Raw genomic sequence first — 13,235 nt, forward strand, 5'->3', positions numbered from 1 at the left:
TCGGGGGCGGTAGAAGTGGCAGACGCCGGGCGGTCCGCGATCGGCAGGGTCATCCGCATGCTGGCGCTGCCCATCATTGTGGGCTGGATCGCCCTCACCGTCGTCACCAACGTCGCCGTTCCGTCGTTGGAAAAGGTTGGTGAAGAACACACCGTCGGGCTGAGCGCTCAGGACGCGCCGTCCATGGTGTCGATGAAGCGCATCGGCTCCGACTTCCAGGAGTTCGATTCCGACAGCAGCGCGATGATCGTCCTCGAAGGTGAACAGCCGCTCGGGGATGCAGCGCACCGCTACTACGACGAGCTCATCGACAAGCTCGAAGCCGACACCGAGAACGTGCAGCACGTGGCGGACTTCTGGGGCGACCCGCTGACCGCCTCTGGTGCGCAGAGCACCGACGGCCTCGCGGCATATGTGCAGGTCTACCTGCACGGCAATCAAGGTGAGGCCCGGGCGAACGAAGCCGTCGGCGCGGTCCGCGAGATCGTTGCCGAAGTGCCCGCACCAACTGGTGTGAAGGCGTATGTGACCGGCGGCGCACCTCTGGTCGCCGACCAGCACAGCGCGGGCGACAAGAGCGTCTTCCGCGTCACCATGATCACCTTCGGCGTCATCATCGTGATGTTGCTGCTGGTCTACCGGTCAATAGCGACCATGATCCTGACGTTGCTCATGGTGTTCGTGGAACTCGGGGCGGCCCGCGGCATGGTCGCGTTCCTTGCCGACTACGAGTTCATCGGTCTGTCGACGTTCGCGGTGAACCTGCTGACGTTGATGGTCATCGCCGCGGGAACGGACTACGCCATCTTCGCCATCGGCCGCTACCAGGAAGCCAGGGGAGCGGGCGAAGATCGGGAAACCGCGTACTACACGATGTTCCGCGGCACCGCGCACGTCGTCCTCGGATCGGGCCTCACGATCGCCGGAGCGATGCTGTGTCTGAGCTTCACCCGGCTGCCCTACTTCCAGACGATGGGCGTGCCATGCGCTGTCGGCACCCTCGTCGCCGTTCTTGCCGCGCTGACGCTGGGCCCCGCGGTCATCGTGATCGGCAGCCGCTTCGGTTTGTTCGAACCCAAACGCGCGATCAGCTCCCGCGGCTGGCGGCGCATCGGCGTATCCGTGGTGCGCTGGCCGGGTCCGGTCCTGGCCGCAACCATCGCGCTGGCGCTGGTGGGCCTGGTGACGTTGCCGGGATACAAGACGAATTACGACGCGCGCGACTACCTTCCGGCGGACGTGCCCGCCAGTGTCGGATACGCGGTCGCCGACCGGCATTTCGGGACCGCACGGATGAATCCCGAACTGCTGATGGTCGAAAGCGATCACGACCTGCGCAACCCGGCGGACTTCCTCGTCATCGACAAGATCGCGAAATCCATCTTCCACGTCCCCGGCGTGGCTCGGGTGCAGACGATCACCCGGCCCGACGGAAAGCCGATCAAACACACCAGCATCCCGTTCCAGATGAGCATGCGGAGCACCACGAGTCAGCTCAACGAGAAGTACATGCAGGACCGGATGGCCGACATGCTGGTTCAGGCCGACACGATGCAGACGAACATCGACGTGATGACGAGGATGTCGGGCCTGATGACGCAGATGTCGGCCGTCACCCACGACATGGTGCTCAAGACGAAAGCCATGACCGTCGACATCGTCGAATTGCGGGACCACATCGCCGATCTCGACGACTTCATCCGGCCGGTGCGCAACTATTTCTACTGGGAACCGCACTGCTACAACATCCCGGTCTGCTGGACGATGCGCTCCGTGTTCGACACCCTGGACGGCATCAATCCGCTGACCGACGACATCATGGAACTGGTTCCCGAACTGGAGCGCCTCGATGCGCTGATGCCGCAGTTGATCGAGCTTCTGCCCAGCCAGATCGACACCATGCGATCGATGCAGGGCATGATGCTGCGGCAGTACCAGACCCAGAAGGGGCAGTTGGACCAGAACGCCGCGATGTCAGAGGACTCGGACGCCATGGGCGAGGCGTTCGACGACTCCATGAACGACGACTCGTTCTATCTTCCTCCGGAAGCGTTCGACAACGCTGACTTCAAGCGCGGCATGGAGAATTTCATCTCGCCGGACGGCAAAGCGGTGCGCTTCATCATCAGTCACGAGGGCGATCCCGCGACGGTGGAGGGTATCTCGCACGTCATACCCATCAAGACTGCTGCCAAGGAAGCGATCAAGGGCACGCCGCTGGAAGGCTCCACGGTCTACCTCGCAGGCACCGCCGCCACCTACAAAGACATGCGGGACGGCGCATTCTATGACCTGCTGATCGCCGGGATAGCCGCCGTCACACTCATTTTCGTGATCATGCTGATCATTACGCGCAGCGTGGTCGCAGCGGCGGTGATCGTCGGCACCGTTCTGCTGTCCCTGGGAGCATCGTTCGGTCTGTCGGTTCTGCTCTGGCAGCACATCATCGGCCTGGAACTGCACTGGATGGTGTTGCCGATGTCGGTCATCCTGTTGCTCGCGGTGGGTTCCGACTACAACCTGTTGCTGGTGTCGCGCTTCAAGGAAGAGCTGTCCGGCGGGCTGAAAACGGGCATCATCCGCGCGATGGCAGGTACCGGATCGGTGGTGACGTCCGCAGGTTTGGTCTTCGCTTTCACCATGGCCACCTTCGCGTTCAGCGACCTGAAGGTGATGGCCCAGGTGGGTTCCACCATCGCGCTGGGCCTGCTGTTCGACACGTTGATCGTGCGCTCGTTCATGACGCCTGCCGTCGCCGCTCTCCTCGGCCGGTGGTTCTGGTGGCCGCAGAAGATACGGAGTCAGGCCTCGGTACGGAGACTCGCCAAAATCAGGACTGTATCTGCCGCATCGGGCTGAGCCGCGAAGCCAGCTCGTCTATCCGGGTTGCGCCCATGTTCGCGAGAAGGTCACCCGCGTCCCCGAAAACGGCCGAAGCGCCTGCGTCAAGCAGCTCCGCGCGCGAAACCCCACCGCTGAGCACAGCAATCGACGGGACCCCTGCGCGCCGGGCCGCCTCGCAGTCCCAGACCGCGTCGCCGACGAACACCGCCTCCTGCGCGGACACTCCGGCCCGGTCGAGCGCTACCTGGACGATGTCGGGCTTGGGTTTGGCGGTGTCGACGTCCTCGGACGACGTCACCGCCGAGATGATGTCCTCGCAGTCGAGAACCTCACGCAGCGTGGCCAGTTCGTCCTCGGGAGCCGATGTCGCCAACACCACCTGCAGGCCCTGGAGGGCGACCCAGCGCAGCAGGTCGCGCGCCCCGGGAAGCAGTGTCAGGAGTGACGAACTCTCCTTGTAGAACCTGCTGTGCCCGTCTTTGAGCCGATCAAGGACGTCCTGTCCGGCGTCCTCGGCCAGCGTCCGCACCAAACTGGTGCCGTCCATACCGATGCCGCGGTGTATGCGCCAGCCGTCTACGGGCAGGCCTTCCTCGTCGAAGGCGCGCAGCCAGGCGTGGACGTGCAGGTAGTTCGAATCGACGAGGGTGCCGTCGATGTCGAAAAGGACTGCGGGGTTCGGCTTTTCAGGACTCACGCCAGGTCACGGAACCGGGATGTTGACGGTCGGCCCGCCGGGAATGGAGATGTTGCCTCCGCCGGGTCCGCCGCTGCCGGTCGGGCCGCCGGGGATCGATCCGCCGCCTCCGCCGGGGCCGCCGCCGCCCGTGGGGCCGCCGGGGATCGATCCGCCGCCGCCCTCGGGGCCGCCGCCGCCCGTGGGGCCGCCGGGGATCGATCCGCCGCCGCCCTCGGGTCCGCCGCCACCACCGGGCTCGGTGGCCGGCGCGGGTGCCGACTCAGTCGTGGTCACAGGTGCCGTCGGAGTGGTCGTCGTGGTGGTGCTCGATTCCGACGTGGTCGTCGTCGTCGTCTCGGAGGACTCGCCACCCTCGTCGCCGCCTCCGCACCCGACGGCGAAGACCATCAGCGCAGCCGCGCCCGAAGAGAGCAATGTCCTTCTCACCTGAGAATTCATCAATTCACCTGACTGTCGAGGATCTGAACGGAGGTACCCCGGTGCCGGTGGCTCAAACTTGGCGAACGGCCCTACTCGTCAGCGGTGGCGCCGTCGGCGGTCGACGAATGCTGTCCCACATCAGCTGAGGGACCGGCGTTCTCACTCGCCGCGGACGGCGCTTCGGCGCTCGCAGGCGCCGCGGGATCCGACTCCTTTGCGCGTCGGTCGGTCGCCTGCTCCTCCGGTGGATCGTCGCCGATCGGCGGGGTCTCGCCCTCCGGGTCGGCCGGCTTCGGTTCATCCGGGCGGTCGTCGGGTTCGGCCGCGGCAGCGGACGGAGGGGGCGAGTCCGCTTCCTTTGCGACCGGGTGGGGCGCCGCGGCGGCACCGAGGTCCGGCACGTCGAGATCGTCGCCGACGGAAGCAGGTGCGGCGATCGTGTCCCCGATGTCCTGCAGCGATTCGATCAGAAACGACACCGGCCCGGTCAGCTGATCGCGGACAGGCTCTTCGGCCACCGGAGCGAGGAAACCGAAATACTCGTCGCCCAAGGCGTCGACGCGGCCGTTGAGGAACCCGTCGAGGATCCGTGCCGGAAGATTGGTGGCCGCACCGACCGCGCCGACCACGTCCAGATCGAGAAAGGATTCGACAACGTCGCCGACGGTCGAGCCGGCCGCCATCACACCGCTGACGACCGGCAGAGCAAGCCGGACGAGCAGACTCGCGGCCATCTCGAACGGCTCGCCGCTGCCGACCACCTTGACCATGTTCGTGACAGGCAGCGCGATCGCGCGGATAACGGCATCGACCATCTCCACCACCTCACCGTCGTCGACCGCGTCGACGATGTCGGTAAGTGAGGTGTACTGGCTCTCGGCCAGCGCGGTGACGACCGGTAACGGCTCGGCGAGATATTCACGGAGTCGATCGCCGGCATTCTCCAACGACCGCATCACCACCTGGGGGTAGTAGTCCACCGGGCTTGGTGTCGAGTCGACTTCGACCGCGGAATTGGTGATCCGGATGGTGTCACCGGGCGGTAGCGGTTCGAACGGGGCCACGACGATGACGCCCGCGCCCACGACAGCGATTCCCGCCGTGACCCAAGGACGTATTGATTTCGGCATCACGCACCCCCACAGTCGACCGCCTGGGCGCTGCCGCGCAGCAGCCCGCGGCGATCAGTCCCTTAAACTAACTCATGCGCAGGTCAAAGCGGGATAGCTTTTCGCGTGTCGCGGTCAGGGGAGCCCACGTGTCGCCGAATCGTTCCGACTTCGGTGTCCGGGTCCTCGCATTCACAGCGTCGCCATGTGTCGAGCTGTTTAGTAACGTTCGGTGACATGGCCGCCGTTGCGATCAGGATCTCCCGGTGAGCGCGGGATTGTTCGCGCTGCTCGACGACGTCGCGGCGCTGGCGCGCCTGGCTGCTGCGTCCGTAGACGACATCGGTGCGGCAGCCGGGCGAGCGACGGCGAAGGCCGCGGGTGTCGTCATCGACGACACCGCCGTCACGCCGCAGTACGTCCACGGCATCGCCGCCGAGCGTGAGCTGCCGATCATCAAGCGGATCGCGCTGGGATCGCTGCGCAACAAAGTGGTCTTCATCCTGCCGGCGGCGCTGCTCCTCAGTCAATTCGTCCCGTGGTTGCTGACCCCGATCCTGATGCTCGGCGCGACCTATCTGTGTTTTGAAGGCGCAGAGAAGGTTTGGGGCATGATTCGGGGCCATGATTCCCACGGCACACCCGCCGCCGTCAGTGGTCCGGACGCCGAGAAGTACATGGTGACCGGGGCGATCCGCACCGACTTCATCCTGTCGGCCGAGATCATGGTGATCGCGCTCAACGAGGTCGCCGACCAATCGTTCCTGCCTCGGCTGATCATCCTGCTCGTCGTGGCGGTGGTGATCACCGCGGTGGTCTACGGCGTCGTGGCCGGCATCGTAAAGATGGACGACATCGGGCTAAAGCTCACCCAGCGGTCGTCGGCGTTCGCGCAGAAGGTCGGTCGCGGCCTCGTGGCCGGGATGCCCAAACTGCTGTCCTCGCTGTCGGTCATCGGAACCGTGGCTATGCTGTGGGTCGGCGGTCACATCCTGCTCATCGGTGTCGACGAACTCGGTTGGCACGCGCCGTACGCCCTCGTCCACCATGCCGAGGAAGCCGTCCACCATCTCGCAGGCGTCGGCGGGGCGCTGGCCTGGTTGATCAACACCGCCGCATCCGCGGTCATCGGACTTGTCGTCGGCGCCGTGGTGGTCGCCGTCGTGCACGTGCTGCCCTTCGGCAAGAAGGCCGCGCACTGACTTCGCTCACTCCGCGAATCGCTTGTCGAACCCTGCCTTTCGGTGGGCGAGTTGCTCGGCGCGTTCGGCGACGGTGACATACCGGGTCGTCGGAAGAAGTCCGGCGTTCAGGTCCGCCAGTGACACCCGCTGCGCGGACACTGTAGGGGTCGTCGGCGATGTCAGGTCCAAGTCCTGGAACCGGATCGATACCGTGCCCTTGTTGAACCCACCTGTCGACACCCAGTTGTAGACACCGGGGTCGGTGGGTGAGATCACGAAGGTGAAGGTGCCGTCCGGATTGGCAACCGACTGAGCGTTGTTCAGACTCGTCTGCTCGTCCCAGTAGTTGTCGGTGATCGTCCACAGATTGGTGACTGGCACGGTGAAATAGCGGGCGTTGCCGGGTGCGATCGTGACGACAAGAGCCTCGTCGTCAGCGAGCTCGAAGTAGCCCGCGCTCTGCAGTTGTGTCGCGAGGAACTCGGCGTTGCGCGTCGGATTCGGTAGATGGTTGGGCTGGACGCGCTCGCCCGTCTCGGGGTCCGTGGTGGCGACCTTGATGTACTTCGACTCCATCCCGAGGCCCAACGCCATCACCACAGCGGCGAAGGTCCCCCGCAGGATCGGTGGGGGTTCCTTCATCGGCGGGATCAACGACACCAGGGCCGTCAGCAGCGGGCTCTTGGTGACCATCGGACCCAGGGCGGGAATCGCGAACCCGCCGAGCTGGCTGAACAGACTGTCCCGAGGGCCCGACAGCCTCTCGATCGACAGGGTCATGGGGGGCTGGGTGGACCAGTCCGACAGGGTGTTTCGGACCGCGATCAACGTCGTGTCGGGTGTCAGCTGCAGGTGGTTGCGTTGCCTTGGGTCGGCAGCATCGCCGCTGACAGTGATCGTGAACGAGCCGTCGGAGTCGACGAGGAGTTCGCGTCCGCTGAGGTTGCCCGCGGTGATACCCGAAAGTCCGGTCAGCACACTGAAGTTCGTGTCGGCGGGCAGCTCGCCGGTGAACTGTCCCTTGATCACGTAGGTCGACGTCATGTTCACGCCCATGAAGCGGTAGATGGTGTCGGGGTTGTCGTAGAGGATGCGTGAGCCCTTCACATACCGGCCGTACCAGGCGTGTGGGGGAGCGACCTGCGTGACCACGGTCGGCCGCATCGGGTTGAGCAGCTGTTGCTGGAACGCAGCGCCCAGCGCGTACTCATCGATGGACCGCCCGAGGTGCCAGAAGTTCTTCGCATCGATACCGCCCATCTCGCTGTACTCGCGTTGTGCGGTGGTCAGCCAGCCGGCTGCCAGCACGAGCTTCATCAGCTGCACGGGCAACGTCTTGACGGTGCGGGCCGCGATCTTTTCCGCGTCGAGCTGCTGCTCGGTGCCGAGCGGGCCGGACGCCGCGGTGACGGGGACGGTCTCGGTGGATGCCGTTTCGATGGAGGTATCGCGCCGCGCCGACCCGGCCGTCGGCGCCGGCGTCGACACCGCGTCAGCCGCGACGTCGGAAGGATCGTCCTTGGTTGCGCGAGAGAGTTTCTCGACGGATGCTTTCGTGCTGCGGCGGTGATCGCCGTCGCCGTCGTCCGCAGCGCCGACGTCGTCGCGGGCGTCCCCGCCGTCGTCGGTGAAGTCCTCGGCGGAGTTCCCGGCGTCCTTTGTGGAGGTGTCGTCGGTGGAGGTGTCGGCGGTGGTGGTCTCGTCGGTGGAGGTGTCGGCGGTGGAGGTGTCGGCGTCCGACGCCGACGCAGAGTTGGAGCTCGTGGCGGTGTCGTCGGCCATGGCAACCGCGGAGCCGTGCGCGATGGCGGCCCCGATACCGAGCGCGACAGCGAGCGCGCCGACCCGTCCGACATACCGACCATGGAGCTGAGGCGTCATTGCCACGTGAAGGCTCCTTCCGTGCGACTGCACGTACGGTAACCCCCGGGATACACCGTGAGCGGCGGTTTAGTCCTCGCTGCTGTCGCGGTCTCCGACGAATGCCAGCAGTCGCGGGTCCTCGCTGGTGAACCGCCCGACCTCTTCACCGCCGTCGCAGGTCAGCAGTGTCACCGTCACCGCTGTGGCGGTGCGGCCCAGGACGCGCCACAGAGCACCGGACTCCTCCCAGCGCCGGAGTTCGGCGGCACGGTCGATGTCCATGACTCCACCTTGTCACCTATGCTTCCGCGAATGCACGGCCCTCTCGCCGTCGCGGTTGCGGCGACCTTCGTCTGGCTGGGTATGGTGCTGGCGATCTCCTTCCTGGAGGCGCCGTTGAAGTTCCGCGCCCCGGGCGTGACGCTGCAGATCGGGCTCGGCATCGGGCGTTTGGTGTTTCGCGCCCTCAACACCTGCGAGGTGGTGCTCGCCGCGTGTGTAGTGATTGCCACATGGAGCTCAGCGGTCTCGATGGTGACGCGAATGGCGTTGCTCGTCGCGGCGGCAATGGTGGCCGCACAGATCCTGTTGGTACGCCCGGCGCTCACCCGCCGATCGGACCGGGTGTTGGCAGGGGCGGAAGGTCCGCGGTCGCATGCGCACTATGCGTACGTCGCACTCGAGCTCGTCAAGGTCGTCGCACTTCTCGCCGGCGGAGTGCTGCTGCTACTGGGATCGGCCTAAGCCTAGCCTTACCTGCCTCCGGTACTCTGCGGTCACGATGACTGACGTTCTGCCGATCCTGCCGAGGGAGCTCACCGACATCAGCGCCGAGGTGTGCGCTGTGCCGCCCCCGCCTATTCCGCAACTGGCCGACCCGTACGAGATTCGGCTCGTGGATCCCGATACCGACGCGGCGGTGATCTCCGAATGGATGAACCGTCCGCATCTGGCGCACGCATGGGAGTACGACCGGCCCGTCGAGTGGTGGGACGGTTACCTGAGGGCCCAGCTGGCGGGAACGTACTCCCGGCCCCTGATCGGAATGTTCAGGGGTGAGCCGCAGGGCTACGTGGAGGTGTATCGCGCCGCCAAGGACTCCATCGCTGCGCGCTACGACGCCGAGCCGTACGACCTGGGGCTGCACGCGGCGATCGCCGACCTGAACATCGTCAACCGCGGATTCGGTCCGCTGCTGCTGCCCCGGCTGGCTGCGAGCCTGTTCGAGATCGAGCCGCTGTGCCGCCGCATCATGTTCGATCCCGACCACCGCAACGCCGGTGCGCGTCGCCTGTGCGAATACGCCAAGTGCGAGTTCCTGGGCGAGCATCAGATGTCGAACCGGCGGATGGCGCTCTACGCGATGAACCGGCCTGCGTGATCTGTTACGTTGTTGCGCCGATCATCTCGGCGTAGCCGTCGGTCATCCGCGTGCAGCCTCGAGATCCTGCTTGACCAAGAGCCGCTTCAACTTGCCCGAGCTGGTGCGTGGCAGAGAGCCGGGCGCCATGAAGACGACGTCGGCGGGTACCACACCGCATTGCGATGCAACGCGTTGCACCACATCACTTCTGGCGCCGGACTCGTCGGGCCCGCGGAACTCGGCGACGATGACGAGACCTTGCCTGGCCGAGTCGCTTTCGGTGCTGACGGCGACGACTGCCCCGTCGCGCACGCCACGCACCTCGGCCGCGACCTGCTCGACCTCGGTGGGGAAGATGTTGCGTCCCGCGATGGTGATGAGTTCCTTGACCCGCCCGCACACCACCAGGCCGTGCTCGGTCTGATAGCCGAGATCCCCGGTGCGGAACCACTCTTCGGAGGCCAAGGGCTCTTGCCCGAGATACCCCGACATCATCGAGGTGCCACGGATCTCGATCTCACCGATCTCAGAGTCTGCTGTGTGGTCCGACGGCGTGATCCGAACTTCCATGCCCGGGATCGCGCGACCCAGAACCGCGTGCCGCCGCACGGTATTCGTTGCCGGATCGGCGATCTCGTCGACCAACAGGCCGGTACCGGGAGACGGGGACGCGACGGCGCATGTCGACTCGGCCAGGCCGTAGGACGGGGCGGCCGCACGGGAGTCCAGCCCGAACCGGCCGAGTTCGGAGAGGAACAGCTCGAAGCCGTCGCAGTCGATCGGCTCGCCGCCGTTGAGCGCGAAACGCAGGTGACTCAGATCGACGTCAGGCACCCGCCGGGCGTACTTCCCGATCACCGAGTAGGCGAAATTCGGTGCGGCCGTAAGTGTTGCGCGGCTCTCCGACAACCACGACAACCAGCGGAACGGTGACGCCGCGAACGACGCCGTCGGCGCCAACCACATCTCGGCTCCGGTGATGAACCCGGTGAGCAGGAATGTCAGGCCCATGTCGTGATAGAGCGGCAGCCACGTCAGACCGCGGTCGATGTCCTTGTCGACTCCGGTGTGCTCGAGAATTGCGCTCACGTTGTTCTTGACGGCCTCGGGCGAGAGCATCGCGGTCCGGGGCGTTCCGGTGGAGCCGGCCGTGCCCTGTAGCACCGCGGGTGTGCCGGGTGGGGCGGCCTCAGCGGTGAGCGTCGTGGACCGGCGCGAATGCCCGACGGCGCTGACGTCGTGAACCGCCAAGCCGAAGTCATTGGTGCGCAACAACTCCGGATGGTCGCCGTGGGTGAAGATCTGGCGGACGCCGATTCCGGCGAAGCGCTCCGCCGTCGCGTGGGCCCACTGCGCGTTGTCCGCTCCGCGGATGGGGCCGGGGAGGATCGACAGGGCACGCCCGGCGAGCCAGGCGCCCTGGATCGCTGCCACGAACTCGACTGTGGGTTCCCCGACGAGGCCGACGGCGCCGTCGTGTCCGTCGAGGATGCGTTCGGCGATGTTCTCGGCGCGCACATGCAGTTCCTGCCAGGGGTGCCGGACCCACCGGCCGCTGGCGCGGTCGAGCAGCACGAGGTCGCGCGTCGAGGTCGTCATGGCCTTCGACAACGCGGTTGCGAGAACGCTCACCGGCCCGCGGGCACCTTCGCCATGATCGCCGACTCGAGGTCGCCGACGGTGTCGCAGGTGAGCAGGTCCTCTTCGGTTAGCGCAACGCCGAGCTTGTCCTCGATGGCCACCATCCCGACCGCGAACGCGACCGAATCCAGGCCCACGTCGTCGACCAGGCGGGAGTCGCGGGTCACGCGGCTCATGTCGACGTTGAGGTCGTCGCGCAGAATCTCCTCAAGGGCGGCGCCGACGGCATCCGGGGGCTGCGCAGAGGATGCGGGAGATGAGGTCATGGCGGCAGAGGTTACTCCGTCAGATAAAGCTAGGCTACCCTCACAACTCAGTGAGCCCGCCCTGTGTCGTCCAGGTCGAGCGAACCGTGAGTCTGGCCGGAGTGGATCTCGAGCATCCCGGCCAGCGCACTGCACGTGACAATTCCCTCCCGCTCGGTGAGCTCGTCGACGATCGGGTAGGACGCAACGATGTTCGGTGCCGTATCCAGCAGCACCGTCGTCACCGGAACCCGACGAGCCAACTGCAGGAAACGATCTCCGTGCGGGCGGTCGTCGCCGCGGAAACCCCACATCGCTCGCAGTACGGTCGCCCCACTGGCGTGGGGGGATTCCCTGAGTCGTCGGATCAACTCGCGGTGGATCGGGCGCCCGTTGTGAAGGGAGCATTCCGAGGTGGAGACGACCAAGGAGTGGAACGGGCCGTCGGCCGTCGGGTCGGCCCGGTGGCGACCGGCGTTCTTGCACACCTGTACCGGTTCAAGGGTGAACCACGCATCGGGGATCAGCGCGTGGACCTCTTCGACGGCTGCATCGGCCTGCGCGCCGGTGCCGATGCCGACGATCGACAGCGGCACATCACTGTTGCGGCTGAAGAATCTCGCGCGGTGGCGCACGCCTGCGATTGTGCCGTCGACTCCGAGGTAGACGTCGGCCCCAGCGAACCCGAGTCGGCGCAGGACGGCGCACACCGGGATGTACGCAGGCGCGCCGGCGATCCTGTGGCGGCGGTTCAGGTGCAGCGACAGTCGCACCTCGTCATACGAGGTGGTCTCAGGGCGGTACCCGCGCTCCACGGTGACGACGCCGCGACTGATCAGGGCGCGTACCTCGTCGGCCAAGGCGGCGATCGTGTCCGCGGTGTCGATTGCCGAGAGTGCCACCGGTGCGTCTTCGGACAGACTCAGTGAGCGGTCGCTGCGCACGACGTTGGTCGGCCCGAAGCTGGCGATTCCCCGCAGCATCACGCTCGTCGCGACGCGACGCTGTTCGAAGAGGTCCAGCACCGCGTCGGCCAGGAACCGATGGCCGCTGCGCTCCCGCTCCGCGAAGTAGACCCTCAACGTGAGAATGTCGGTCACAGCAGCGCTCCCAGCGACTGCCCGGCCAGTGCCGCAGGAATTCCGAGCCCGACGCTGACCACGATGTTGGCCACCGCGGGCCAGCTCTGGCGCTCCTCGGCGAGGCGGTGAGTCTCCAGCATCCACGTGGAGAACGTCGTGTAGGAGCCGACGAACCCGGTGCCCGCCATCAGGGCGATGTGCGGGGGCAGCACCATTCCCGCGAAGAATCCGAGCAGAAGGGCACCGCTGACGTTGACGACCAGGGTGCCGTACGGGAACGCGCGCGGCGCGCGTCGGGAGACCGCCTTGTCCACCGTCAGCCGCGCGACTGCGCCGAAGCCGCCGAGCATGGTGACCCCGACCCACACCAGCGTGGTCGTCATCGCCATCCCCGTGCGCGGCGCACCAGCATGGTGCCCAGGTACGCCGCGAGCAGGCCCAACGCGATGCTGGCCGCGACATAGCCCGCGGCCAGGCCGTAGTGGCCGTGCTCGACCATCCTGAGGGTTTCGACCTGCATCGTCGAGAACGTGGTCAGACCGCCACACAGGCCGGTGCCCAGGAATGGCCGCCGGTAGCTCGACACCGGCAGGCGTTCCAGCAAGCGCGTGACGAACACGCCGAGCAGGAACGCGCCGACGACGTTCACCGTGAACGTGGGCCACGGCCATCGGCCGGGGTCGGGCGCGGCGAGTTCCTCGAAGCCTGCACGCGCGAGGGTGCCGAGTGCGCCGCCGGCGAATACTGCGGCCAGTTCCCGCCGGTCGAGCGCCATGCAGTGAAG

14 protein-coding genes are annotated in these 13,235 nt (G+C 66.4%); 4 read left to right on the top strand and 10 right to left on the bottom strand.

The genetic code is table 11. From position 1 onward, the window contains the following. The first annotated feature begins 15 nt into the window (after positions 1 to 15). Positions 16 to 2,859, top strand: a complete 2,844-nt coding sequence (locus ACAG24_RS13670) for an MMPL/RND family transporter (RefSeq protein WP_370472772.1) — start codon at positions 16 to 18, stop codon at positions 2,857 to 2,859. On the opposite strand, the gene ACAG24_RS13675 is transcribed toward ACAG24_RS13670, so the two are convergent. The 3 genes from ACAG24_RS13675 to ACAG24_RS13685 form a co-directional block, all read right to left on the bottom strand. After that, positions 2,831 to 3,541, bottom strand: a complete 711-nt coding sequence (locus tag ACAG24_RS13675; RefSeq protein ID WP_370472773.1) for an HAD family hydrolase — start codon at positions 3,539 to 3,541, stop codon at positions 2,831 to 2,833. The genes ACAG24_RS13670 and ACAG24_RS13675 overlap by 29 nt on opposite strands. Positions 3,542 to 3,547: 6 nt before the next feature. Further along, positions 3,548 to 3,982, bottom strand: coding sequence for a hypothetical protein (locus ACAG24_RS13680; RefSeq protein ID WP_370472774.1), 435 nt, complete (start codon positions 3,980 to 3,982; stop codon positions 3,548 to 3,550). A gap of 71 nt (positions 3,983 to 4,053) precedes the next feature. Then, the gene (locus ACAG24_RS13685) at positions 4,054 to 5,049 is read right to left on the bottom strand and encodes a hypothetical protein (protein WP_374150777.1); all 996 of its coding nucleotides are present in this window, start codon (positions 5,047 to 5,049) and stop codon (positions 4,054 to 4,056) included. Positions 5,050 to 5,339: 290 nt separating this feature from the next. On the opposite strand from ACAG24_RS13685, the gene ACAG24_RS13690 reads away from it, so the two are divergent. Then, positions 5,340 to 6,275, top strand: a complete 936-nt coding sequence (locus tag ACAG24_RS13690) for a DUF808 domain-containing protein (protein WP_370472776.1) — start codon at positions 5,340 to 5,342, stop codon at positions 6,273 to 6,275. A 6-nt stretch (positions 6,276 to 6,281) separates the two neighbouring features. Here ACAG24_RS13690 and ACAG24_RS13695 read toward each other — a convergent pair whose 3' ends face one another. Continuing rightward, on the bottom strand, positions 6,282 to 8,138 hold the full coding sequence (locus ACAG24_RS13695; RefSeq protein ID WP_370473068.1) for a DUF1214 domain-containing protein: 1,857 nt from the start codon (positions 8,136 to 8,138) through the stop codon (positions 6,282 to 6,284). A gap of 69 nt (positions 8,139 to 8,207) precedes the next feature. Next, a complete protein-coding gene (locus ACAG24_RS13700) occupies positions 8,208 to 8,402 on the bottom strand; it encodes a hypothetical protein (RefSeq protein WP_370472777.1) in 195 nt (64 codons plus the stop codon). A 30-nt stretch (positions 8,403 to 8,432) separates the two neighbouring features. Between ACAG24_RS13700 and ACAG24_RS13705 the strand changes: the two genes are divergently transcribed. Continuing rightward, complete coding sequence (locus tag ACAG24_RS13705) at positions 8,433 to 8,864, top strand: hypothetical protein (protein ID WP_370472778.1); 432 nt, start codon at positions 8,433 to 8,435, stop codon at positions 8,862 to 8,864. Between the two features lie 37 nt (positions 8,865 to 8,901). Next, complete coding sequence (locus ACAG24_RS13710) at positions 8,902 to 9,501, top strand: GNAT family N-acetyltransferase (RefSeq protein WP_370472779.1); 600 nt, start codon at positions 8,902 to 8,904, stop codon at positions 9,499 to 9,501. 42 nt (positions 9,502 to 9,543) lie between these two features. Here the strand turns inward: ACAG24_RS13710 and mbtM are convergent, their stop codons facing one another. The 5 genes from mbtM to crcB (ACAG24_RS13735) are packed head-to-tail and all read right to left on the bottom strand — an operon-like array spanning position 9,544 to position 13,226. Then, positions 9,544 to 11,115 carry a long-chain-fatty acid--ACP ligase MbtM gene (gene mbtM / locus ACAG24_RS13715; RefSeq protein WP_370472780.1) on the bottom strand — a complete coding sequence of 524 codons (1,572 nt, stop codon included), beginning with the start codon at positions 11,113 to 11,115 and terminating at the stop codon, positions 9,544 to 9,546. Next, a complete protein-coding gene (locus ACAG24_RS13720; RefSeq protein WP_370472781.1) occupies positions 11,112 to 11,390 on the bottom strand; it encodes an acyl carrier protein in 279 nt (92 codons plus the stop codon). Before ACAG24_RS13720 ends, mbtM begins: the two co-directional genes overlap by 4 nt. 47 nt (positions 11,391 to 11,437) lie before the next feature. Further along, a complete protein-coding gene (locus tag ACAG24_RS13725; protein ID WP_370472782.1) occupies positions 11,438 to 12,469 on the bottom strand; it encodes a putative PII-like signaling protein in 1,032 nt (343 codons plus the stop codon). After that, positions 12,466 to 12,834 carry a fluoride efflux transporter CrcB gene (crcB, locus tag ACAG24_RS13730; RefSeq protein ID WP_370472783.1) on the bottom strand — a complete coding sequence of 123 codons (369 nt, stop codon included), beginning with the start codon at positions 12,832 to 12,834 and terminating at the stop codon, positions 12,466 to 12,468. Before crcB (ACAG24_RS13730) ends, ACAG24_RS13725 begins: the two co-directional genes overlap by 4 nt. Next, positions 12,831 to 13,226, bottom strand: coding sequence for a fluoride efflux transporter CrcB (gene crcB, locus ACAG24_RS13735; protein ID WP_370472784.1), 396 nt, complete (start codon positions 13,224 to 13,226; stop codon positions 12,831 to 12,833). The genes crcB (ACAG24_RS13730) and crcB (ACAG24_RS13735) overlap by 4 nt, the downstream gene beginning before the upstream one ends. Positions 13,227 to 13,235 lie beyond the last annotated feature (9 nt).

The organism is Mycobacterium bulgaricum, from assembly GCF_041287165.2.
Taxonomy (GTDB): Bacteria; Actinomycetota; Actinomycetes; order Mycobacteriales; family Mycobacteriaceae; genus Mycobacterium; species Mycobacterium bulgaricum.

Coding starts and splice junctions, on each gene's coding strand:
- ACAG24_RS13680 (WP_370472774.1), bottom strand. CDS start 3,982: ATGAATTCTCAGGTGAGAAGGACATTGCTCTCTTCGGGCGCGGCTGCG.
- ACAG24_RS13695 (WP_370473068.1), bottom strand. CDS start 8,138: ATGACGCCTCAGCTCCATGGTCGGTATGTCGGACGGGTCGGCGCGCTC.
- ACAG24_RS13700 (WP_370472777.1), bottom strand. CDS start 8,402: ATGGACATCGACCGTGCCGCCGAACTCCGGCGCTGGGAGGAGTCCGGT.
- ACAG24_RS13705 (WP_370472778.1), top strand. CDS start 8,433: ATGCACGGCCCTCTCGCCGTCGCGGTTGCGGCGACCTTCGTCTGGCTG.
- ACAG24_RS13710 (WP_370472779.1), top strand. CDS start 8,902: ATGACTGACGTTCTGCCGATCCTGCCGAGGGAGCTCACCGACATCAGC.
- ACAG24_RS13720 (WP_370472781.1), bottom strand. CDS start 11,390: ATGACCTCATCTCCCGCATCCTCTGCGCAGCCCCCGGATGCCGTCGGC.
- crcB (WP_370472783.1), bottom strand. CDS start 12,834: ATGACGACCACGCTGGTGTGGGTCGGGGTCACCATGCTCGGCGGCTTC.
- crcB (WP_370472784.1), bottom strand. CDS start 13,226: ATGGCGCTCGACCGGCGGGAACTGGCCGCAGTATTCGCCGGCGGCGCA.